18 protein-coding genes are annotated in these 21,780 nt (G+C 58.8%); 12 read left to right on the top strand and 6 right to left on the bottom strand.

Annotation, left to right across the window (positions count from 1 at the left end; all coding sequences use genetic code 11):
• The first annotated feature begins 54 nt into the window (after positions 1 to 54).
• The 5 genes from fadB to AAHA39_RS18110 all read left to right on the top strand — a co-directional run bounded on the left by fadB (position 55) and on the right by AAHA39_RS18110 (position 7,060).
• The gene (gene fadB / locus AAHA39_RS18130; protein ID WP_320656944.1) at positions 55 to 2,202 is read left to right on the top strand and encodes a fatty acid oxidation complex subunit alpha FadB; all 2,148 of its coding nucleotides are present in this window, start codon (positions 55 to 57) and stop codon (positions 2,200 to 2,202) included.
• A gap of 21 nt (positions 2,203 to 2,223) precedes the next feature.
• A complete protein-coding gene (gene fadA / locus AAHA39_RS18125; RefSeq protein ID WP_019446297.1) occupies positions 2,224 to 3,387 on the top strand; it encodes an acetyl-CoA C-acyltransferase FadA in 1,164 nt (387 codons plus the stop codon).
• Between the two features lie 265 nt (positions 3,388 to 3,652).
• Positions 3,653 to 4,375 (top strand): response regulator, encoded by a 723-nt coding sequence (locus AAHA39_RS18120; protein ID WP_033112852.1) that lies wholly within the window; start codon positions 3,653 to 3,655, stop codon positions 4,373 to 4,375.
• Entirely contained in the window at positions 4,372 to 5,814 is a 1,443-nt protein-coding gene (locus AAHA39_RS18115; RefSeq protein ID WP_041210601.1) for an ATP-binding protein, read from the top strand. Before AAHA39_RS18120 ends, AAHA39_RS18115 begins: the two co-directional genes overlap by 4 nt.
• 7 nt (positions 5,815 to 5,821) lie before the next feature.
• A complete protein-coding gene (locus AAHA39_RS18110) occupies positions 5,822 to 7,060 on the top strand; it encodes an ABC transporter substrate-binding protein (protein WP_320656945.1) in 1,239 nt (412 codons plus the stop codon).
• Between the two features lie 73 nt (positions 7,061 to 7,133).
• Here AAHA39_RS18110 and AAHA39_RS18105 read toward each other — a convergent pair whose 3' ends face one another.
• The gene (locus tag AAHA39_RS18105) at positions 7,134 to 7,325 is read right to left on the bottom strand and encodes a hypothetical protein (RefSeq protein ID WP_005339471.1); all 192 of its coding nucleotides are present in this window, start codon (positions 7,323 to 7,325) and stop codon (positions 7,134 to 7,136) included.
• 169 nt (positions 7,326 to 7,494) lie between these two features.
• Here AAHA39_RS18105 and tusA point away from each other — a divergent pair, with 169 nt between their 5' ends.
• The gene (gene tusA / locus AAHA39_RS18100; protein ID WP_005342448.1) at positions 7,495 to 7,740 is read left to right on the top strand and encodes a sulfurtransferase TusA; all 246 of its coding nucleotides are present in this window, start codon (positions 7,495 to 7,497) and stop codon (positions 7,738 to 7,740) included.
• A 22-nt stretch (positions 7,741 to 7,762) separates the two neighbouring features.
• The gene (locus tag AAHA39_RS18095) at positions 7,763 to 8,110 is read left to right on the top strand and encodes a RidA family protein (protein WP_320656946.1); all 348 of its coding nucleotides are present in this window, start codon (positions 7,763 to 7,765) and stop codon (positions 8,108 to 8,110) included.
• A 129-nt stretch (positions 8,111 to 8,239) separates the two neighbouring features.
• Here AAHA39_RS18095 and AAHA39_RS18090 read toward each other — a convergent pair whose 3' ends face one another.
• The gene (locus AAHA39_RS18090) at positions 8,240 to 8,896 is read right to left on the bottom strand and encodes an OmpA family lipoprotein (RefSeq protein WP_041210599.1); all 657 of its coding nucleotides are present in this window, start codon (positions 8,894 to 8,896) and stop codon (positions 8,240 to 8,242) included.
• A gap of 252 nt (positions 8,897 to 9,148) precedes the next feature.
• Between AAHA39_RS18090 and AAHA39_RS18085 the strand changes: the two genes are divergently transcribed.
• Positions 9,149 to 11,185, top strand: a complete 2,037-nt coding sequence (locus AAHA39_RS18085) for a bacteriohemerythrin (RefSeq protein ID WP_320656947.1) — start codon at positions 9,149 to 9,151, stop codon at positions 11,183 to 11,185.
• A gap of 81 nt (positions 11,186 to 11,266) precedes the next feature.
• Here AAHA39_RS18085 and AAHA39_RS18080 read toward each other — a convergent pair whose 3' ends face one another.
• Entirely contained in the window at positions 11,267 to 11,854 is a 588-nt protein-coding gene (locus AAHA39_RS18080) for a DNA-3-methyladenine glycosylase I (protein ID WP_320656948.1), read from the bottom strand.
• Between the two features lie 222 nt (positions 11,855 to 12,076).
• On the opposite strand from AAHA39_RS18080, the gene glyQ reads away from it, so the two are divergent.
• The gene (gene glyQ / locus AAHA39_RS18075) at positions 12,077 to 13,000 is read left to right on the top strand and encodes a glycine--tRNA ligase subunit alpha (protein ID WP_005339464.1); all 924 of its coding nucleotides are present in this window, start codon (positions 12,077 to 12,079) and stop codon (positions 12,998 to 13,000) included.
• Positions 13,001 to 13,009: 9 nt separating this feature from the next.
• Positions 13,010 to 15,079, top strand: a complete 2,070-nt coding sequence (gene glyS, locus AAHA39_RS18070) for a glycine--tRNA ligase subunit beta (RefSeq protein ID WP_320656949.1) — start codon at positions 13,010 to 13,012, stop codon at positions 15,077 to 15,079.
• A gap of 60 nt (positions 15,080 to 15,139) precedes the next feature.
• On the opposite strand, the gene AAHA39_RS18065 is transcribed toward glyS, so the two are convergent.
• Positions 15,140 to 16,378 carry a hypothetical protein gene (locus AAHA39_RS18065; RefSeq protein ID WP_201910613.1) on the bottom strand — a complete coding sequence of 413 codons (1,239 nt, stop codon included), beginning with the start codon at positions 16,376 to 16,378 and terminating at the stop codon, positions 15,140 to 15,142.
• Positions 16,379 to 17,120: 742 nt separating this feature from the next.
• On the opposite strand from AAHA39_RS18065, the gene AAHA39_RS18060 reads away from it, so the two are divergent.
• Positions 17,121 to 17,885, top strand: coding sequence for an EAL domain-containing protein (locus AAHA39_RS18060; protein WP_320656951.1), 765 nt, complete (start codon positions 17,121 to 17,123; stop codon positions 17,883 to 17,885).
• A gap of 90 nt (positions 17,886 to 17,975) precedes the next feature.
• On the opposite strand, the gene AAHA39_RS18055 is transcribed toward AAHA39_RS18060, so the two are convergent.
• On the bottom strand, positions 17,976 to 20,015 hold the full coding sequence (locus AAHA39_RS18055; protein WP_320656952.1) for a bacteriohemerythrin: 2,040 nt from the start codon (positions 20,013 to 20,015) through the stop codon (positions 17,976 to 17,978).
• Between the two features lie 320 nt (positions 20,016 to 20,335).
• Between AAHA39_RS18055 and AAHA39_RS18050 the strand changes: the two genes are divergently transcribed.
• The gene (locus AAHA39_RS18050; protein WP_320656953.1) at positions 20,336 to 20,740 is read left to right on the top strand and encodes a g-type lysozyme inhibitor; all 405 of its coding nucleotides are present in this window, start codon (positions 20,336 to 20,338) and stop codon (positions 20,738 to 20,740) included.
• A gap of 168 nt (positions 20,741 to 20,908) precedes the next feature.
• On the opposite strand, the gene AAHA39_RS18045 is transcribed toward AAHA39_RS18050, so the two are convergent.
• A complete protein-coding gene (locus AAHA39_RS18045; protein WP_320656954.1) occupies positions 20,909 to 21,613 on the bottom strand; it encodes a GntR family transcriptional regulator in 705 nt (234 codons plus the stop codon).
• Positions 21,614 to 21,780: the final 167 nt, after the last annotated feature.

The following is a 21,780-nucleotide window of genomic DNA, read 5'->3' as shown; positions in this document are numbered from 1 at the left end:
GCTGGGGATTAAGGAGCACCACTCCCCACTGAGTGGGAACAAGGAGACACTCTCATGATCTACCAAGGCGAAACCCTGTCGGTCAGCTACCTCGAAAACGGCATTGCCGAGCTGAGGTTTGATGCCCCGGGTTCAGTCAACAAGCTGGATCGCGCTACCCTGCTCTCCCTGAGCGAAGCGATCGCCGCATTACAACAAGAACGTGAACTAAAAGGTCTGATCCTCACCTCCGGCAAAGACGCCTTTATCGTCGGTGCCGACATTACCGAATTCCTGGAACTGTTCGATCTGCCGCAAGAAGATCTGCTCGGCTGGCTGAAAAAGGCCAACGACATCTTCAATGCCATCGAAGATCTGCCGGTTCCGACCCTCTCTGCCATCAAGGGCCACGCTCTGGGCGGCGGCTGCGAGACCATCCTTTCCACTGACTTCCGTCTGGCCGACACCACCGCCAAAATCGGCCTGCCCGAGACCAAACTCGGCATCATGCCGGGCTTTGGCGGCACCGTCCGTCTGCCACGAGTGATCGGTGCCGACAACGCGCTCGAGTGGATCACCACCGGCAAGGATTACCGTGCCGATGACGCCCTCAAGGTGGGAGCCATCGATGCCGTGGTCGCCCCTGACGCGCTGCAGAGTGCTGCACTGCAGATGATCAAGGACGCCATCGCGGGCAAACTGGACTGGCAGAGCCGTCGTGCCGCCAAGAAAGCCCCGCTGCGCCTCTCCAAACTGGAAGCAATGATGAGCTTCACCACCGCCGCCGGCATGGTTGCCGCCGTGGCGGGCAAACATTACCCGGCGCCGATGACCGCGGTGAAAACCGTCGAAGCCGCTGCTGGCATGGGCCGTGACGAAGCGCTGGTCGTTGAGGCACAGGGCTTTATCAAGCTGGCCAAGACCGATGTCGCCAAGGCGCTGGTCGGCATCTTCCTCAACGATCAACACATCAAGGCGCTGGCCAAGAAGGCTGCCAAGCAGGCAAGCAAGGCCACTGGCCACGCCGCCGTACTGGGTGCCGGCATCATGGGTGGCGGCATCGCCTACCAGTCTGCCAGCAAGGGCATTCCGGCGGTGATGAAGGATATCAACGAGAAGGCGCTGGCACTTGGCATGGGTGAAGCCACCAAGCTGCTCAACGGCCAGCTCGAAAAGGGCCGCATCGATGGCATCAAGATGGGCCAGGTGCTCTCTGCCATCACTCCGACCCTCAGCTATGACAACGTCAAAGGCGTGGACGTCGTGGTCGAAGCCGTGGTCGAGAACCCGAAAGTGAAGGCCGCCGTACTGGGTGAAGTGGAAGGCGTGATCGGCGAAGACGCCGTGCTCGCCAGCAACACCTCCACCATCCCCATCTCTCTGCTGGCCAAGGGACTGAAGCGCCCGCAGAACTTCTGCGGCATGCACTTCTTCAACCCGGTGCACCGCATGCCGCTGGTGGAGATCATCCGCGGCGAGCAGACCTCCGATGAAACCATCAACCGCGTGGTGGCCTACGCCGCCGCCATGGGCAAGTCCCCGGTCGTGGTCAACGACTGCCCGGGCTTCTTCGTCAACCGCGTGCTGTTCCCCTACTTCTTCGGCTTCAACAAGCTGGTCGCCGATGGCGCCGACTTCGCTGCCGTCGACAAGGTGATGGAGAAGGAGTTTGGCTGGCCCATGGGCCCCGCCTACCTGCTGGACGTGGTCGGCATCGACACCGGCCACCATGCCGGTGACGTGATGGCGCAGGGCTTCCCGGCACGCATGAGCAAGGAAGGTCGCACCGCCATCGACGTGATGTACGAGGTCAGCCGCTTCGGCCAGAAGAACGGCAAGGGCTTCTACGCCTACGAACAGGACAAGAAGGGCAAACCGAAGAAGGTGGCCGACGCAGCCAGCTACGAGCTGTTGGCCCCCATCGCCAAGCCGAAACAGGATTTCGACAAGGACGCCATCATCGCTCGCATGATGATCCCGATGATCAACGAGGTGGTGCTCTGTCTGGAAGAGGGCATAGTCGCCACGCCAGCCGAAGCCGACATCGCGCTGGTCTACGGTCTGGGCTTCCCTCCCTTCCGCGGCGGCGTGTTCCGCTATCTGGACACCATTGGTCTGGATCGCTACGTGGCCATGGCCGACCAGTATGCCGATTTGGGCCCGCTCTACCGCGTCAGCGACAAGCTGCGCGAGATGGCCGCCCAGGGCAAAACCTTCTACTGATTGCGGAAAGGAGATCCATTCATGAAAGACGTAGTCATTGTCGACTGTATCCGGACCCCGATGGGCCGGTCCAAGGGCGGCGCCTTCCGCAACGTGCGTGCAGAAGATCTGTCCGCGCACCTGATGAAATCCATCCTGCTGCGCAACCCCAACCTCGACCCGAACGAGATCGAGGATATCTACTGGGGCTGCGTGCAGCAGACCCTGGAGCAGGGTTTCAACATCGCCCGCAACGCCGCCTTGCTGGCCGGCATACCCAAGCAGGTGGGAGCGGTCACCGTCAACCGTCTGTGCGGCTCCAGTATGCAGGCACTGCATGATGCCTCTCGCGCCATTCAGGTAGGTGATGGGGATATCTTCATCATCGGCGGCGTTGAGCATATGGGTCACGTGCCGATGAGCCACGGCGTCGACTTCCACCCCGGCATGGCCAAGTCGGTGGCGAAAGCCTCCGGCATGATGGGGTTGACCGCCGAGATGCTCGGCAAGCTGCACGGCATCAGCCGTCAGCAGCAGGACGAGTTTGCCGCCCGCTCCCATCGCCGTGCCCACGCGGCAACCGTGGAAGGACGTTTTGCCAAGGAGATCGTCGGGCTGGAAGGCCATGACGCCAGCGGTGCCCGCTTCTTCTACGACTATGACGAGGTGATCCGCCCGGAGACCACCGTTGAAACCCTGAGCCAGCTGCGCCCGGTGTTTGATCCGGTCAACGGCACCGTCACCGCCGGCAGCTCCTCGGCCCTGTCCGATGGCGCCGCCGCCATGCTGGTGATGAGCGCGGATCGCGCCAAGGCCCTCGGCCTCACGCCGCGCGCCAAGGTACGTGCCATGGCCATCGCTGGCTGTGACGCCGCCATCATGGGTTACGGCCCGGTGCCGGCAACCCAGAAGGCGCTCAAACGGGCCGGTCTGACCATCGGTGACATCGACCTGTTCGAGCTGAACGAGGCGTTTGCCGCCCAGTCCCTGCCCTGCGTGAAAGATTTGGGTCTGCAGGATCAGGTGGACGAGAAGGTGAACCTGAACGGCGGCGCCATTGCGCTGGGTCACCCGCTCGGCTGCTCCGGTGCGCGCATCTCCACTACCCTCATCAATCTGATGGAGGAGAAGGATGCCACGCTGGGGGTTGCCACCATGTGTATCGGTCTGGGTCAGGGCATCGCCACCGTATTCGAACGGGTGTGATCCACAGGCAACTCGATCGAATATCGACGTTTTCGGGGCCGGCATGACCGGCCCCTTTTCAAATCTGAGGCCATCGCCACACGGGGTGCTGGCCTGTAGTCGGATGCTGGGTATTGGCCGTCCCGTTTGGGTCGGCCTTTTTTCGTTTTAAACCCGGCAATGGGTGGTTATTGCTCCAAACCTCACATTAGATGGGGGGCTTGCTTGCTTTTTGCTCCCCCGACAGGTTCAATCTGCACAAAAAAATGGGTGGATGCACATACATATGTCAATGAGCAAACAACTGCTGATCGTCGATGACGACCAAGAGATCCGCGAGCTGCTCAATGAATACCTGACCCGGGCGGGCTTTCAGGTATTGACGGCGGCAGAGGGCAACGAGATGCGCGAGCAGCTTGCCCAGCACAGCCCGGACCTGATCATTCTGGACATCATGATGCCCGGCGAGGATGGCTTTACCCTCTGCCAGCAGATCCGTCGCACCTCCCAGGTGCCCATCATCATGCTGACTGCGGCTTCCGACGAGGCGGATCGGGTGATCGGCCTCGAACTCGGCGCCGATGACTACATCGCCAAGCCCTTCAGCCCGCGCGAACTGCAGGCCCGCATCAAGGCCTTGCTGCGCCGCGCCGAATTCCGCCAGCCGGAAAAAGAGAAAGAGCCGAGCCGTCGGCTGCGCTTCGCCGAGTGGACCCTCGATACCCTGAGCCACCAGCTGACCCACGAAGATGGCAGCCTGCTGGATCTCTCCGGCAGCGATGCCATGCTGCTCGGCATGTTCCTGCAGCAGCCCGGCGTGGTGCTGGATCGCGACACCATCTCAGATGCCACCCGCGGCCGCGAAAGCCTGCCGATGGAGCGCGGCATCGACGTGCAAATCAGCCGCTTGCGCCAGAAGCTGGGCGACAACGGCAAGAGCCCGCGCATCATCAAAACCATCCGCGGTAGCGGCTACATGCTGATCGCCGAGGTGCACGAACTGCCATGAGCAACAAATGGTCCTGGGGGGCACTGGTGCCCCGTTCTCTGCTGTCGCGGATGATCCTGCTGCTATTGCTGGCCATCCTGCTCTCCCAGACCATTCTGACCGGCATCTGGATGCAGCAGATCCAGAAGCGGGAGCTGGAGGGGATGCTTAGCACCACCCGCAACCTCGCCATGTCTGCCGCCTCCACCGTCAACTTCTTCAAATCCCTGCCGCTGCAATATCGCCACATCGCTCTCGATCAGCTGCGCAACATGGGCGGCAGCCGCTTCTTCGTCTCGCTGAACGAAGAGGAGATCCACATCAACGCCATCCCCGACAGCGAACGCAAGACGCAGGTGCTGGAGGAGGTGCAGGGAGTGTTGACCCGCAAGCTCTCCGATGCCATGGCGATCAAGGTGGATTTCTCGCGGCCCGAAGACCTCCACGTATTCAACAACGACACCCTGCTGGCGGATCTCCCCTCCTCCTGGGCGCGCTACACCCTGTCGCTCGAGCCCATCAACCCGCCGGTGCTGGTGACCCAGATCGAGATCGAAAAGGGGGAGTGGCTCTATCTGGCGGCCCTGCTGCCCGCCCCCTACATGACGCTGGATGACACCGTCATGCCGAGCAACCAGGTGCGCTTCATCGCCCTGATGACGGTGTTCCTCTGCTTCTTCACCTTTATGCTGGTGCGCTGGCAGACCCGGCCGCTGCGCCGGCTGGCCAAGGCGGCGGTCAATCTCGGCAAGGATATCGACCAGCCTTCGCTCAAGGAGGAGGGCGCCTCCGAGATCGTGGCGGCGACCCGCGCCTTCAACATCATGCAGCACCGCATCCGGCGCTATATCGATGATAGAGAGCGGCTGTTCAGCTCCATCTCCCACGACCTCAAGACCCCCATCACCCGGCTGCGGCTGCGGGTCGAGCTGCTCGACGACGAGGTACAGATCGCCAAATTCAACAAGGATCTCGATGAGCTGGAGCTGATGGTGAAAGGGGCACTGCAGACGGTCAAAGAGACCGACATCCACGAGAACATCGAGGAGATCGACATCAACGCCCTGCTGGAGCAGATGGCCGAGTCGCTCAACCTCCACGACGAACGTCTCACCATCGAGGGGCACTGCAAGTGGCCCTACCGTGGCAAGCTGCTGGCGCTCAAGCGCTGCATCGGCAATCTGGTGGACAACGGCATCAAATATGGCCAGCGGGTACGCATCATCATCATGGATGACGAGGAGATGCTGATCCTGTTCATCATGGATGAGGGCCCCGGCCTGCCGGATGACCAGTTCGAGCGCATCTTCGAGCCCTATTACCGACTCAGCACGGATCAGGCCGGCACCGGTCTCGGGCTCGGCATCGCCCGCAATATCGCCCACGCCCACGGCGGCGATCTGGTGCTGGAAAATCGTCCGCAAGGTGGCCTGCAGGCCACCCTCTCACTGCCAAGGTAGTCTTCTCATGAAGTGGTTCCCTCTCCCCCTGCTCGCCCTGCTCTCCGGTTCTGTCTGTGCCTCCCAGGTGGAGGTGTTGCACTGGTGGACCTCCGGCGGCGAAGCGCAGGCGGTCGAAGTGCTCAAATCTGAGTGGATCGCCAAGGGCAACCAGTGGAATGACTTCGCGGTACAGGGCGGTGGCGGCAAGAGCGCCATGACGGTGCTGAAAAGCCGGGCGCTGGCCGCCAACCCGCCAGAGGCGGCCCACCTCAAGGGGTATGAGCTCAAGGAGTGGGCCGGGCTCGGCTTTTTGCGCGACCTCACCCCCATGGCTGAGCACCTCGGCTGGTACAGCCAGATGCCGCCTATGGTGCGGGCCACCCTCAGCCAGAACGGCGCCCTGATGGCGGTGCCTACCGGTATCCACCGGGTCAACTGGCTCTGGCTCAACCACAAGGTGTTCGAACAACAGAAACTCACACCTCCCACCGACTGGGCCCAGTTCGTAACGGTCGCCGACAAGCTTAAAAAACGGGGCATTACTCCGCTCGCCATCGGCAACGAGCCCTGGCAGCTGGCCGTCCTGTTTGAAACGGTGGCACTAGGTGAAGGGGGCAAGCAGTTCTATCGCAAAGCCTTTGTGGAACAGGACAGCGCCACCCTGACCGGCCCCGACATGGTACGGGTCCTGACCCGCTTCCAGCAGCTGCGCGCCTACGTGCCACAAAAGTACGCCGGACTGAAATGGCATCAGGCCACCAATCTGCTGGAGAGTGGCGGGGCAGCCATGCAGGTGATGGGCGACTGGGTGAAGGGGGAGCTGCTCGCCGGCAACTACCGGCCGGGCGAGGATATCGAATGCCTGCCGAGCCCTGGCAGCACCGGGCTGTTCAGCTACAACCTCGACTCCATCGCCATGTTCAAACAGCGGGATCCGGCCCAGCTGCAAGCCCAGGGGGAGCTGGCCCAGCTGCTGATGACGCCGAAGTTTCAGGAGGAGTTCAACCGGGTGAAGGGGTCGATCCCGGCGCTGACCAAACCCAACATGAGCAAGTTTGATCGCTGCGCCATCCGCTCCTATCAGGATTTCCTCCATGCCGAACAACAGGACAATCTGCTGCCCAGCATGGCAGAGGGGATGGCCACTCCCACCAATATGCGTCAGGCGATTCTGGATGTGCTGAGCAACTTCTTCAACGACCCCAAAGCCAGCCCGCAGCAGACAGCGCTGCATCTGGAGCGGGCAATGCGCTCGACCCGCTGATCCGGTCTACCGGCCAATCGACAGAAATGACAAAGGCGGATTGCTCCGCCTTTGTTGTTGAATCGTCATCAAGTCAGGATTGATCGTTTTCGTCCTCATCCTCGTCATAGTAATCGCTGAGCTCGATCCAGAGCCCCAGCCCGACCATCACCATGGAACCGAACCAGGTACCGGTATTCCCGATCGGGCTGCCCATCACTATCATTGCGAAGGACAAGAACCCCATGCCTGCATAGGCCTGCAATCTGCCGTAGGAGACCTGCATATTCACCTCCTTGTTGAATATGGTTCAATTTTTATATTACTCGTCCGGCAGGCGCTGGATAGTCCGCAATAACATTTTGGTTACATATGCTGTTAGACAGGCCAATGGTTTGCTTATTTTTTAGCCCTGAGTATCATTGGCAGCCGAATAGGTTGAAGGTTGATGATAGATGAGTGATTTATTCTGCGATGCAACTCACGAGTTGGACGCAATCGGGCTTCGTTGCCCGGAGCCTGTGATGATGGTGCGTAAAAAAGTGCGGCTGATGGCTGACGGGGAGACCCTGCTGGTCAGTGCCGACGATCCCTCAACCACCCGCGACATCCCCAGTTTCTGCCGCTTTATGGATCACACTCTGGTCGCCAGCGAGACAGAGCAGGCCCCCTACCGTTATCTGATCCGCAAGGGTCAATAATTCCCCGTTTCCGGAGCACGCCATGACAACCATTACCCGAATCGGCACCACCCAGCGTTGGTCTGACGTCGTCATTCACAACGGCACCCTCTATGTGGTGGAAGTCCCCGTCAGCGAAGAGGCCGACATCCACCAGCAGACCCGTGAAGTGCTGACCAGCCTGCAACGCCTGCTGGAAGCCAACGGCTCCGGCATCGACAAGATCCTGATGGCCAACATCTATCTGAAAGACATTGGCGACATCGCCGCCTTCAACGAGCAGTGGGATGCCTGGATCCCGGCGGGCTCCGCGCCGGTTAGAGCCTGTGTACAGGCCCGTCTGGCCCACGAAGGCTACAAGGTGGAAGTGCAGCTGACTGCGGCAGTCTAAGAGGCCTATCCCCCTCATCCCTACCCCTTCTCTCTTAAGGAAATAAGGGATGCCATTGCTCGCAAAGGCTCCAATAGAAAGGCCCCGCCATCACTGGCGGGGCCTTTTCGTTACCGAAACCTGAACGACTTAGGCAGTCGGGGTCAGGGTAATGGTTACGCGGCGGTTCTGGGCTTTGCCGGCTGCGGTGCTGTTGCTGGCAATCGGCTGATCCGGGCCAACACCTGTGGTCGCGATACGACTGCCTGCAACACCCTGACCGATCAGCTGGGCGGCAACGGCGTCGGCACGCTCGCGGGAGAGTTTCATGTTCAGGTCGCGGGAACCAGTGCTGTCGGTGTGACCGACTACGTTCAGGCGAGTCTTGTCGAACTCGGCAACCACCATGGCCACGCCAGACAGGGTGTTGGCACCGGCCGCTTTCAGCTGGGAGCTGGAGCTGTCGAAGGTGACGTTGTTCGGCATGTTGAGGATCAGATCGTTGCCATTACGGGTAACGCTGACACCAGTGCCCTGCAGCTTCTCGCGCAGCTTGGCCTCCTGCACATCCATGTAGTAACCGATACCGCCACCCAGCGCGGCACCGGCGGCCACGCCAGTCAGGATACCCTTCTTGCGGTCACCCTTGCTGGAGGAGAGCGCGCCTACTGCGGCACCGGCAGCGGCACCGGCCAGCGCGCCCCAGGCGCCCTTGGAGGTCTGGGATTCACCAGTGTAGGGGTTGGTGGTACAGCCACTCAGGGCAACGGCGAGTGCAACAGCGGGAACCAGAGTCTTGAAATGCATGAAAAAACCTCAAAGAAACAACTCGATAAACTGAAGGGCGGCATTCTACCCCAGAGGTGTGCCAAGGTGTGACGTCAGCAGAAAGAGAGTGACACCGGGCAGAAAAGGGCAGTATCGGTCATTGAACTTGCTCTTCCCTGAACCAGAGGGGAAAACCTGATGACGAGACAGGATATGTGATGAAAGGCAGGCCGTTGGGTGGCTCCATTGACTACTATTGAAGGTACTGTCAATAGGGCATCCGAGGGTTCCATGTCTTCACTGCTTCGCAATATATCGATCCGGCGCCTGCTGCTGGGGGCAAGCCTCATCATCTTGCTGACCATGGTACTGAGCAACATCTGGCGCAGCACATTGACCAGCCAGCTCGGACTGCTACCGGGCGAAGTGATCAAGATCACCAACGCCCAGATAGCGCTGCAGGAGCTGCGTTACCACACTACCCAGGTACAACAATTCCTCACCGATGCCGCCGTATCGGGGGAGCAGGACTCCATCGGCGAGGCGGAGCAGCATGCTCAGGCGGCTCGTCAGCTACTCGACACCCTGCCCCGGTTGCAGAGTGCCCTCACCCCCCTGCTGACCCGTCAGCTGGATGTGGGCAAGCGGATGGTCGATGCCTATCTCAAAGAGGGACGTGAGGCGGGCAACCGCCTGATGAAGGAGCCGGATCAGGGCTTCGATGCGCTGACCGATAGCATCTCCAGCGCCGTCGAACAGGCGCTCGAACAGCAGCGGCAGCAACTGCAGCAGCAGGAGCGAGCCATTGAAAATCAGAACCAGACCCTGCAGAGCCAGGATATGATCCTGCTGGTCGTCAGCCTGGCCGTTATCATGCTGATGCTGCTGCTGATCCACTTCAAAACCGTCAAACCGTTGCAGCAGCTGATGGCCCAGCTGGTCGAGCTGGCCAATCACAGCCACAATCTCACCTTCCGGCTGCGCATTGAGGGGCAGGACGAATTCGCCTATCTGACCAAGGTGTTCAACCGCTTCCTCGACAATATCGACAGCCTGATCGGCTCGGTGCAGCAGGTTTCCCACAAGACTCATGACAAGATGGCACTGCTGATGAACCACTCCGGCAGCACCTTCAACAGCATGCAGCAGGCCCAGCAAAACACCGACATGCTGGCGGCCGCCATCAACGAAATGACCGCCACCGTCCACAACATCGAGCACAATACCGAGCAGGCCAGTCAGGATACCCTGCTCACCCAGCAGCAGGCCCACGATGGCCAGCAGCAGGTGAGCCAGACCATCGCCCTGATACGTCAGGTCGCTGACCACATCGAGCAATCCGCCGGTGAAGTGACTCAGCTGGATCAGGAGAGCACCCAGATCGGCAACATCTTGCAGGTGATCCGCACCATCTCGGAACAGACCAACCTGCTGGCCCTCAATGCCGCCATCGAGGCGGCCCGGGCCGGCGAACAGGGGCGTGGCTTTGCGGTGGTGGCCGACGAGGTGCGCCAGCTGGCCATCCGTACCCAGGCGGCCACCGTCGATATCCAGCAGCGGATCGAGGCGCTGCAGAACAACACCCGCCATGCGGTCAACACCATGCACACTACCCGCAATGTCAGCGAGCAGGCGGTCAATCAGGCAGCCGGTACCGGCGAGACCCTGAACGCCATCGTCGAGGCGATCACCCGGGTTGCCGACATGAACGGTCAGATCGCCACCGCGGCGGAGCAGCAGGCCAAGGTGACCGAAGAGACCAACCGCAACGTCATGCTGGTCGCCAACATCGCCCGCGAATGTCTGGACCTTTCGCGCGAGAGCCGCACCCACACCCGGGATCTCAATCAGGCCAATGAGGAGATCCGTCTGGTCAGCGATCAGTTCGAGGTCAACTCAAACCCCCACTATGGTAACGAGCAAGATCTGCTGCACTGGAACGAATCCTTTATGGTCAACGTACCGAGCGTGGACCGCCAGCATCAGGGGTTGTTCGAGGCGATGAACCGCTTCTACCACGCAGTCCGTGACAACGGCTCGCCCCAGCAACGCAAACAGCGGCTGGACGAGCTGCTCAAGCTGGCGACCCAGCACTTTGCCGATGAAGAGAAGAGCATGGAGCAAGCCTGCTACCCCGACCTGCAACGCCACAAGCAGGAGCATGCCAAGCTGCTGGCCGAGCTGGGCGCCCTGATCCGCCGCGAAGGGGGCGACGAGCAGGAGCGCAATATGGAGATGATCATCTTCCTCAAGAACTGGCTGCTCAACCACATCTTCCGGGTGGACAAGCAGTACAGCGACTGCATGATCAAGGCGGGGGTGAAGTAGCCACCGCCCTCACCTTGCCAAAAACAACAATGCCAGTCAGTGATGACTGGCATTGTTGTTTTCGGGGCTGGTTTGGCAGAACTATGTGCGGGGCTGGCGAGCGACCTGCTGGCATTCGGCGTGGCAGGGGCAGCTGACCAGATGATCGTTCACCATCCCCACCGCCTGCATAAAGGCGTAGCAAATGGTGCTGCCGACGAAGGTAAAGCCGCGTTTCTTGAGCGCTTTCGACATGGCATCCGACTCCGGCGAGGTCGCCGGAATATCGCTATTGCCCTGGCGCTGGTGGACGATGGGGGCGCCGCCCACAAAGCCCCACAGATAATCGACGAAGTCGATGCCCTCGGCCTCCAGCGCCAGCAGGGCGCGGGCGTTTTTGATGATCGACTGCACCTTGAGCCGGTTGCGGATAATGCCGGTGTCCTGCATCAGCCGCTCCACATCCTGCTCATCGAACTGCACGATACGCTGCGGATCAAAGTCGGCATAGGCGCGGTAGTAGCTCTCGGTGCGCTTGAGGATGGTGATCCACGACAGCCCCGCCTGCTGGCCGTCGAGGCAGAGCTTGGCAAACAGCTCGCGGGCGTCATAGACCGGCCTGCCCCACTGTTTGTCATGGTATTCAATGTATTCCGGGTCTTTGGTCACCCAGGCGCAGCGCAGTTCCATTTCCTCTCCCTCGTTATTTCAGCGGTTTCCCCGACCCTGCCCACTCTACAGGCGGCACTGCTCACATCATATACCGGACAGCCCGCCCGACCAGCCAGAGCACAGCACCATCCCGCGAATCCGCTGCAATTTCGCCTATTATCCGACCATGCCAGACGGTATACTCCCTCGGTTCACATTCAGCAAATCTTGCTCTGATTTTCATTTCGCGCGAAAAAAATTATGCAAAAATTCGATGTCAAAACCTTTCAGGGCCTGATCCTGCAGCTGCAGGACTATTGGTCCCGCCAGGGCTGTACCATCATTCAGCCGCTGGATATGGAAGTGGGTGCCGGTACTTCCCACCCCATGACCTGTCTGCGTGCCCTGGGCCCGGAGCCCATCGCCTGCGCTTACGTGCAACCGTCCCGCCGTCCGACTGACGGCCGCTACGGTGAAAACCCGAACCGCCTGCAGCACTACTACCAGTTCCAGGTGATCATCAAGCCTTCCCCCGACAACATTCAGGAACTCTATCTGGGCTCCCTGAAAGAGCTGGGTATGGATCCTGAAATCCACGACATCCGCTTCGTGGAAGACAACTGGGAAAACCCGACTCTGGGTGCCTGGGGTCTGGGTTGGGAAGTGTGGCTGAACGGCATGGAAGTGACCCAGTTCACCTACTTCCAGCAAGTTGGCGGCCTCGAGTGCAAGCCGGTAACCGGCGAGATCACCTATGGTCTCGAGCGTCTGGCCATGTACATTCAGGGCGTGGACAGTGTCTACGATCTGGTCTGGTCTGACGGCCCGCTGGGCAAGACCACCTACGGCGACGTGTTCCACCAGAACGAAGTGGAGCAATCCACCTACAACTTCGAACACGCCGATGTGGAGTTCCTGTTCCACTGCTTCGAGCAGTACGAGAAGGAAGCCCAGAATCTGCTGGCACTGGAAAAACCGCTGCCGCTGCCTGCCTACGAGCGCATCCTCAAAGCCGCTCACTCCTTCAACCTGCTGGATGCCCGCAAGGCCATCTCGGTCACCGAGCGTCAGCGCTACATCCTGCGCATTCGCACCCTGACCAAGGCCGTGGCAGAGGCATACTACGCCTCCCGCGAAGCGCTGGGCTTCCCTATGTGTCAGCGCAGTGAGAACAAGCAAGGTTAAGGAACGGACATGGCACAACATACATTTCTGGTAGAGATCGGTACTGCTGAGCTGCCGCCCAAAGCCCTGCGCTCCCTGGCCGAAGCCTTTGCCGACAACTTCAAAGCCGAACTGACCAAGGCCGATCTGGCCTTTGGCGACGTCGAGTGGTTTGCCTCACCGCGCCGTCTGGCGCTGAAGGTAAGCGAGCTGGCCGGCGAACAGCCGAGCAAGAGCGTCGAGAAGCGCGGCCCGGCCGTAGCGCAGGCGTTCGATGCCGAAGGCAAGCCGACCAAGGCTGCCGAAGGCTGGGCCCGTGGCAACGGCATCACCGTTGAGCAGGCCGAGCGTCTGGTCACCGACAAGGGCGAGTGGCTGGTTCACACCGCCAAGGTTGAAGGCCGTCCGGCCAAAGAATTGCTGGGCGAACTGGTCGCCTCCGCACTGGCCAAACTGCCGATCCCGAAAATGATGCGCTGGGGCGACAAGACCATCCAGTTCGTGCGTCCGGTCTTCACCGTGACCCTGCTGCTGGATGGCGATCTGGTTCCCGCCCACATTCTGGGTATCGACTCTGCCCGCACCATCCGCGGCCACCGCTTTATGGGCGAGAGCGAATTCACCATCGACAACGCCAGCCAGTACCCGCAGATCCTGCAGGAGCGCGGCATGGTGATTGCCGACTTCATGGCGCGCAAGGCCAAGATCAAGGCTGACGTCGAAGCGGCCGCTGCCGCCTTCGGTGGCGTGGCCGATCTGGACGACGCCCTGCTGGAAGAAGTGACCGCACTGGTCGAATGGCCTGTGGTGCTGACCGCCAACTTCGAAGAGAAGTTCCTGGCCGTTCCGGCTGAGGCGCTGGTTCACACCATGAAGGGTGACCAGAAGTACTTCCCGGTTTACGACAAGAACGGCAAGCTGCTGCCGAAGTTCATCTTCGTCACCAACATCGAGTCCAAAGACCCGAGCCAGATCATCAGCGGCAACGAGAAGGTGGTTCGCCCCCGTCTCTCCGACGCCGAGTTCTTCTTCAAGACCGACCTCAAGCAGACCCTGGCCTCCCGCCTGCCGCGCCTTGAAACCGTGCTGTTCCAGCAACAGCTGGGCACCGTCAAGGCCAAGGTCGAGCGCATCGAGACCGTCGCCGGCTTTATCGCCGAGCGTATCGGCGCCGACGTGGCTCAGGCCAAGCGTGCCGGTCTGCTCTCCAAGTGTGACCTGATGACCAACATGGTCGGCGAGTTCACCGACACCCAGGGTGTCATGGGGATGCACTACGCCCGTCACGATGGCGAAGACGAAGCGGTCGCCGTGGCCCTCAACGAGCAGTACATGCCGCGCTTTGCCGGTGATGCCCTGCCGTCCGGTCTGGTTGCCTGCGCCGTCGCGCTGGCCGACAAGTTCGACACCCTGGCCGGTATCTTCGGCATCGGCATGCTGCCGAAGGGTGACAAGGACCCGTTCGCCCTGCGTCGCGCCGCCATCGGTGCCCTGCGCATCATGACCGAGAAGCAGCTGGATCTGGATCTGGTTGAACTGGTGGAAGAAGCGGTACGCGTCTACGGCGACAAGCTGACCAACAAAACAGTCGTTACCGACGTGGTCGACTTTATGCTGGGCCGCTTCCGCGCCGCCTATCAGGACGAAGGCATCGGTGCCGACGTGGTGCTGGCCGTACTGGCCCGCCGCCCGACCCGTCCGCTCGACTTCGATCGTCGCGTCAAGGCCGTCAGCCACTTCCGCACCCTGGATGCCGCACTGGCACTGGCTGCCGCCAACAAGCGCGTGAGCAACATTCTGGCCAAGGTCGAAGGCGAATTGCCGACTGCCGTCAAACCGGAACTGCTGGTCGATGCCGCCGAGAAGGCACTGGCCACCCAGGTTGCCGAACTGCAAGCCGAACTGGCCCCGCTGTTCGCCGCCGGTGACTATCAGGCTGCCCTCACCCGTCTGGCCGCCCTGCGCGAGCCGGTCGACACCTTCTTCAACGAAGTCATGGTGATGGCCGATGACGAGGCCCTCAAGGCCAACCGTCTGGCACTGCTGAACAACCTGCGCAACCTGTTCCTGCAAGTCGCGGATATCTCGCTGCTGCAGTGATCTTGGTTGAGTTGAGTGATATTAAAAACGGCGCCTTTATGGCGCCGTTTTTATTGCCAACTAAGAATGCAATGAATCTTCAACTGAGCTTGTTAAATATAAAGTCTTGGAGAGATATTGAAGCGCGGAAATAAACCTTCCCTGTTCTTTTAAATCAGGCCCTATATTATATTTTCCATCTTCACAAACTACGTTGATATCGTATTTTTCATTTCTCCACTCAGCTGAAATGACCCCAATAACAGATTCATCATCGAGCTTAGTAAAAAACACCTTTATAGAATCTGAAGGGTCATTGTGATAGATCTTCAATGCAAGATATTCTTCATCACTCTGAACAATATTTAAATGGCTAGAAGCCTCTCTAACAAAATCTATAACCTTATCCATAACTGAGGATATGAATCGACGCAAGTCAGAACCTGCAAAATGCTTTATTAATACTTTCAGATGTGTAGACTCAACAACCTTACTAATAGTCAACTCTGCTGGCGTACCACCATGATATTCAGCAGTCACAACCATTATTGCATTAAATAACTCATAGTCATCCTCAGTGAGAAATGAATCTTCAATGTCATCTGTTATAAAATTCTTTATTTCAGAAACCAGATGTTCAATCTCAACAAATGCAGAACATAACGTTTCGAGACTCGTGTCATTTTCCCTGATCATTCTGCAACCAACATGACCTGCGAGCACCATTAAGTTATTCGCTAACATTTCTATATAGCTACAAGTCAAATTCTGCATTTTAATAGAGTCATTTCCTCCATTCTTTTCTTCCATAAAAGCTTCATAGAAAAAAAGACTATTCCCTCTATTTATCTCTGTAACCTCTCTGATTTTATCACTTAGGTCTGACTTTATTTTTAAAAAACCATTTTTATGAAGATTTTTATAGTCAAAAATTGTTGCATGAATAACAGGCAAATCCTCAGCCGTTATGTACCTGAAGTTCAAATGCTTAATTTTCCTAATTAAAATACGCTCAAATAACTTCTCTTGCTCAAAATAAATATCTGATAATTGCTTTCGGTCTTGATTGGCTAACGTTTCTGTTACTCTTGCTGAACTATGATTTGCGATAACCCACGTTGCCAATGGAATAGATAAAGAAGCTATAGCTATTGGCAATTTCATTGTTGCCCACATGTCCGATAAAAACACACCGAATGCGACAAAATGCGATATCCCAAACCACAGTAAAGCTGACAACACAATCGGGACTAAAATGGCAAGCCATAGTGCTGTTGTTTGAAATACATCTTTTCTTGCGCCTACTATTTTTTTATACACAAGACACCATATCTAATGAGATCACCAAATGAGATTAAACATTTTAACGCTGCGCATTTCAATCGCCTATCCACATATCACAACCCGTAGGTTCGATTAGCCGTCAGGCGTAATCGGACGTTCGCGTAAATCAATTCTCCCACCATAACGGGCCAGCCCGTAGGTTCGATTAGCCGTCAGGCGTAATCGGACGTTCGCGTAAATGGATTCCCCCACCATAACAGCCAGCCAAATTTACCCTCCGGCTGGCCGCCCCGCTGCACGGCAACAACCGCAACCAAGGCCACTCGTTCGTCCGATTACGCTGCGCTAATCGAACCTAAAGGGCTAATCGAACCTACAGGGCGGTGGCTGGCGCTCTATGCCGGGTGATCAGGATCGGCCATTGCCCTTTGCGAGCTGTGGATGGGCCAAACTGCGGCATCAGGGCACACAACAAGCATGCATAAGTAAAAATTTGGTCATTATCCGAAAACCCATAAATTTTGTTTATACCGACTGCCTTGGCTGAGTTGGCGGCCACCAGCGGCGATTACGGGTGCCTGCGGAGCATCGCCCGATCTCTGGTAAACGAGCGAGGCCATCTTCACCCGCCCTTGCCGCATATCTTGCAGAAAACGGGGTAACGTTTGGTACCTCAAGGGGAGTGGCTGCGTATTACCGGGAAATTACCCTGCTGGCAGAGCCGAGCTGTTATCATTTGAGTCAGTCCCCAGCGCCGCCACGCCCCGAGAGGAGAGTCATGGATATACCTGCCGCCCCGTCCCCCGCCATCTGCCAGCTGTGTCAGGAGAAAGCAGATCTCGACTTCGACTTCACCATGGCCTTTCAGCCCATCGTCGATTGCAGCAAGCGCACCATCTTCGGCTACGAGGCGCTGGTGCGGGGGCTCAACAACGAGCCGGCGCAGAGCGTGATTGCCCGGGTCAACGACGGCAATCGCTACCGCTTCGACCAGTTGTGCCGGATCAAGGCTATCGCGCTGGCCGCCCGGCTCGATATGCGGGGCATGCTGAGCATCAACTTTCTGCCCAATGCGGTCTACCGCCCGGAGCGCTGCATCCGCACCACCCTGCAGGCGGCCCGCGAGCATCTCTTTCCCATTGAGCAGATCATGTTCGAGTTCACCGAGGTGGAGCAGGTGCTGGATAACCGCCACATTCGCGGCATCGTCGATCACTATCAGGCGCTCGGCTTCAAGACGGCGATCGATGACTTTGGTGCCGGTTACTCGGGCCTCAGCCTGCTGGCCGATTTTCGCCCCGACATCGTCAAGCTCGACATGCACCTACTGCGCGGCATCGACCATGACCCGACCCGGCAAGCCATAGTGCGCCACTCTCTGGCCCTGCTTGCCGAATTGCAGATCACCCCGCTGGCGGAGGGGGTCGAGACACGCGAAGAGATGACCTGCTTGCGGGGGATGGGCGTCAGCCTGATGCAGGGCTATCTGTTTGCCCGCCCCGGCTTCGAAACCCTGCCCGAGGTGGATTTCGCCACTCTGTAAGCGGCTACCGCTATTCCTGCTTTTGCTATCAACGAATCGAGGCGCCATGGGCGCCTCGATTCGTTTGGTTGCGTTGGGCCAGCGGCGGGATCAGTGGATCCCGGCGGCATGCAGCTCGGGGACGTACTGTTTGTCGACCCGGAAGATATGGTCGATCAGCCAGCTCTTGAGGAACATGACGACGTGCAAGTCAGCATCGGGCTCGCCACGGGCAAAACTGGCCAGATGGCGATCCAGATCCTGCAGCAGCTTGACGTGCACCCCCTTGTGGGCGCTGAGCTGGCTGTATCCGGCCCGCTCCATCAGCTTCTCTTCATCCAGCAGGTGCTGTTTGGCCAGCCCCACCAGCCGATCGAGCCGCTGTTTGACCTGATCGCTGCCGCTGCCATCCTGAATGGCGTGGTAGAGCTGGTTCATGGCATCGAACAGGCCGATATGCTGCCGGTCAACCTCGGTCACATGCACGCTGAAGGCTTCGCTCCAGTGAACGATATCCTCGTTATTCGCTTGCTCGACGCGGTGGCTGACCTTGAACTGGCTACCGAGCAGGCGGATCTCTTCACTGCCAAAACCCACCTCCTTAGCGCTGCGGGCACTTTGCAGGGTAAGCCCCAGCGTCTGGTGGGCGATATCGGCCACCTCCACCACGCTGCGGTTGGTATCTTCCGCCACCTGTGACTGCTGTTCGGCGGCGGTGGCAATCTGGGTGTTGAGCCCGGTAATGCGCTCGACCGCCGAGACGATGGCCTGCAGGGTCTGCCCCGCTTCGCCCGCCTGCACCACCGCCTGTTCGCTCTGACGGGTGGTCTCGTGCATGGTGCTGACCGCTTCGCTGGTGCGCCGCTGCAGCTGCTCAATCTTCTGCTGGATCTCGACGGTGGCGTTCTGGGTACGGCTCGCCAGGGTGCGCACCTCGTCGGCCACCACCGCAAAGCCGCGCCCCTGTTCGCCCGCGCGGGCCGCTTCGATGGCGGCGTTGAGGGCCAGCAGGTTGGTCTGCTCGGAGATGGCGCGGATGGCGTTGACGATCTCGCCGATCTGGTTGCTCTCCTGCTCCAGCCGGTTGATGGTGCCAGCCGCCTGTTCCATGCCGCTGGCCACCTTGCGGATCATGTTCATCGCCTCTTCGACCCGACCCTGCCCGGTCAGCGCCTCGCGCTGGGTCTGCTCGGTCTCCAACCGCGCCTCTTCGGTGTTGCGGGCGATCTCCTGCACCGTGCTGGCCATCTCGTTGATGGCAGTGGCCAGCATGTCGGTATTGGTCTGCACCTGAACCATCCCCTGTCGGGTACGATCGGTCTGCTCTTTCAGGCCACCAATCTTGCGGTTGTTCTGCTCCGCTACACCCTGCACGGTAGCAATGATGTGGTCCACATCGCCAATAAAGTGGTTGAACGTTACCGCCAGCTTGGCAAATTCATCCCGTCCGATCACCGGCAGGCGAAAGGTGAGGTTCTTGCTGCCGTGAGCCAGGTTCTCGAGGTTGCGATCCAGCTGCTTGAGCGGCACCAGTACCTTGAGCAGCAGGACGCCCAGAATGGCGAGCACCAGCAGGCAGGTGAGCAGCCGCAGTGCCACCATCTGGGTTTCGAAACTCTCCTGCAGCGCGAGGTTGGATTCGCGATTGTCGGCCAGCTCCTGCCCGTGGCGCTGCAGCGCCCCGCCGACCTGGTCGGCGATGGAGGCGGAAACTGCATCAAAGCCACTACCATCGGCTTTCATCACCCGGTTGCCCGCCTCGGTCCCCTGCTGCTGATAGGCGGTGACCATCTGCTGCCCCACCGCCATCTGCTGTTGTAGCAGTTGCTGCAGGTCGAGCTTCTCTTCCGCCAGACCGGGCAAGATAGCCTGCGCAGCGTCAGAGTGGCTGCGCGCCTCGGACATCGAGCCGGCATCACCGGTCAGGGAGGCATCGGTCAGAAACTGCTGGATCTGGGTGGTGTGGTAGCGCAGCTCCTGCAACAGGTTCTGGGTGCTATTGAGGTGGGCGGTCTCTTCATCCATGGCGGCCAGCTGTCGGCTCAAGCTCTGATCCAGCGCGCTGGTCGCAAACAGGGTGAGCACTATCAGGGCAACGCACCACAGGGTGAAGGTTCGCAGGGAGTAGAGGGCAAGCCAGCGATACAGCATACAACGTCCTCGTCAGGTTGAGTCCATGTCCATGTTCGGTGTCAGTGTTGAGTTTAGAGGGTTAATTTCCCATTTTTCCTCTTCATCTCATCTTCGCGGCCAAACGACCTCTTTGCGGATCGGCCTGTATCAGGAGCACGGCCCTGATCACATCTCCGTTTGCCTCCATGGGATAACTGGCCACATAAAGATCGCGACCCGTTGACCATAAACGACCACACTTGGTGATGTTACCGGGTCATGACGCAGCATCTGGTAAGCTGCTGGCGTAAAACCGCAGGCTTTGTTGATTAAAAAGTTAATAAACAGGGGATTGAGAGATGAAGAGATCCATAATGGCTGCCTTGCTGACTCTGGCCATGGCAACCGGTGCTCAGGCGGCCGACAAGGTGACAACGGTGCCGGTGCAGTTCGCCAAGGGAGCCCACAGTGCCCAGATCAAGGGCACCTTCACAGGCTATGACACCATCAACTACACGCTGGTCGCCAAAGCGGGCCAGACCATGACAGTCGGCATCTCCGGCAGCAGCAATGCCAACTTCAACGTCTTTGCCCCCGGCGCGGTACCCGGTCAGGCCGAAGCGCTCAGCTCGGGTGCTGTCGGCGAGCAGTGGCAGGGCAAGCTGCCTGCCTCCGGCAAATATCTGATCCAGGTCTATCAGATGCGCGCCTCCGCCCGCCGTGGCGAGCAGGTGCCCCATACCCTGTCGGTCTCCATCCAGTAATTCTTTCCGGCTCAGCCATGACCGAGTAACCACGCAATGGAAAAGGGCTGACATCGCTGTCAGCCCTTTGATTATCAGCGCCGTGACTAGCGTTCTAGCCCAGTCATCTCCTGCTTCATAAGGTACCAGGCATCCCTGCAATACCCAGCCCGCAGGCTGGCGAGCAGATTAACGAAAACGATGCAGGTGGTAGTCGACATGGTAGTCGTTACCATTGCGGAACATGATGGAGTAGTTGAGGAACTCTCCGCTCTCGCTGTATGAGAGTGAGGTGAGCCGCAGGATAGGGGCTCCCTGCTCAATATGGAGCAGCTCGGCAGTAACCCGATCCGCCAGCACGGCACTGAAGCACTCATAGTTACCCGCAATCGCGATGCCGCACTCCCGTTCGATATAGTCGAATTTTGACCCTTCCAGATGGGCGACCGACAGATTGCGAAACAGCCTGACCGGCATGTAGCTCTCTTCCAGCAGCAGAGCCCGGCCATCCACCGAGCGGATCCGGCTGGAGTAATAGACGGGTTCATTCACCTTCACCCGCAGCTGACTGGCGATGGCTGGTGGCGCAGGCATGGTGCGAAATTCCAACACCTGGCTGGTCAAAGTGCGCCCCTGCTCGCGCATCAGTTCGGTAAATCCGCTCAGCCCTTTGGTCTCATGCTGGACATCCTTTTTCGTCACATAGGTGCCGCTGCCGTGGCGCCGCTCGACCAATCCCCACTCGATCAACATGTCTACCGCTTTGCGGATGGTCATGCGGGAGACTCCATACTGTTCTGCCAGCGCTTTTTCGCCTGGCAACACATCTCCCACCCGGCACTCGGCACCGTTTATCCTGATCCTGAGTCGATCAGCCACCGATTTATAGATCACTGCTAGACATCCCCTGTTGCACCGACACCCACCACCTTCCCTTTTATGAATTTATATAAGCAAGTTAAAACAACCACTTATCGTTCAAAAAAAGCTGTAAAAACACTACCAAATAAAGAGGTACAACAATATCTCAAAAGTTAGACATCTTTGTCTAAATAACTGCA

The sequence above is a fragment of the Aeromonas sp. SE22 genome (assembly GCF_038739755.1).
Classification (GTDB): Bacteria; Pseudomonadota; Gammaproteobacteria; order Enterobacterales; family Aeromonadaceae; genus Aeromonas; species Aeromonas jandaei.
The sequence above is the reverse complement of the archived record's forward strand: the minus strand, read 5'-3'. Positions and strand labels throughout refer to the sequence as shown.

What these genes read in the sequence shown, in the direction of transcription:
- fadB (WP_320656944.1), top strand. Translation starts at nt 55, where the DNA reads ATGATCTACCAAGGCGAAACCCTGTCGGTCAGCTACCTCGAAAACGGC.
- fadA (WP_019446297.1), top strand. Translation starts at nt 2,224, where the DNA reads ATGAAAGACGTAGTCATTGTCGACTGTATCCGGACCCCGATGGGCCGG.
- AAHA39_RS18120 (WP_033112852.1), top strand. Translation starts at nt 3,653, where the DNA reads ATGTCAATGAGCAAACAACTGCTGATCGTCGATGACGACCAAGAGATC.
- AAHA39_RS18115 (WP_041210601.1), top strand. Translation starts at nt 4,372, where the DNA reads ATGAGCAACAAATGGTCCTGGGGGGCACTGGTGCCCCGTTCTCTGCTG.
- AAHA39_RS18110 (WP_320656945.1), top strand. Translation starts at nt 5,822, where the DNA reads ATGAAGTGGTTCCCTCTCCCCCTGCTCGCCCTGCTCTCCGGTTCTGTC.
- AAHA39_RS18105 (WP_005339471.1), bottom strand. Translation starts at nt 7,325, where the DNA reads ATGCAGGTCTCCTACGGCAGATTGCAGGCCTATGCAGGCATGGGGTTC.
- tusA (WP_005342448.1), top strand. Translation starts at nt 7,495, where the DNA reads ATGAGTGATTTATTCTGCGATGCAACTCACGAGTTGGACGCAATCGGG.
- AAHA39_RS18095 (WP_320656946.1), top strand. Translation starts at nt 7,763, where the DNA reads ATGACAACCATTACCCGAATCGGCACCACCCAGCGTTGGTCTGACGTC.
- AAHA39_RS18090 (WP_041210599.1), bottom strand. Translation starts at nt 8,896, where the DNA reads ATGCATTTCAAGACTCTGGTTCCCGCTGTTGCACTCGCCGTTGCCCTG.
- AAHA39_RS18085 (WP_320656947.1), top strand. Translation starts at nt 9,149, where the DNA reads ATGTCTTCACTGCTTCGCAATATATCGATCCGGCGCCTGCTGCTGGGG.
- AAHA39_RS18080 (WP_320656948.1), bottom strand. Translation starts at nt 11,854, where the DNA reads ATGGAACTGCGCTGCGCCTGGGTGACCAAAGACCCGGAATACATTGAA.
- glyQ (WP_005339464.1), top strand. Translation starts at nt 12,077, where the DNA reads ATGCAAAAATTCGATGTCAAAACCTTTCAGGGCCTGATCCTGCAGCTG.
- glyS (WP_320656949.1), top strand. Translation starts at nt 13,010, where the DNA reads ATGGCACAACATACATTTCTGGTAGAGATCGGTACTGCTGAGCTGCCG.
- AAHA39_RS18060 (WP_320656951.1), top strand. Translation starts at nt 17,121, where the DNA reads ATGGATATACCTGCCGCCCCGTCCCCCGCCATCTGCCAGCTGTGTCAG.
- AAHA39_RS18055 (WP_320656952.1), bottom strand. Translation starts at nt 20,015, where the DNA reads ATGCTGTATCGCTGGCTTGCCCTCTACTCCCTGCGAACCTTCACCCTG.
- AAHA39_RS18050 (WP_320656953.1), top strand. Translation starts at nt 20,336, where the DNA reads ATGAAGAGATCCATAATGGCTGCCTTGCTGACTCTGGCCATGGCAACC.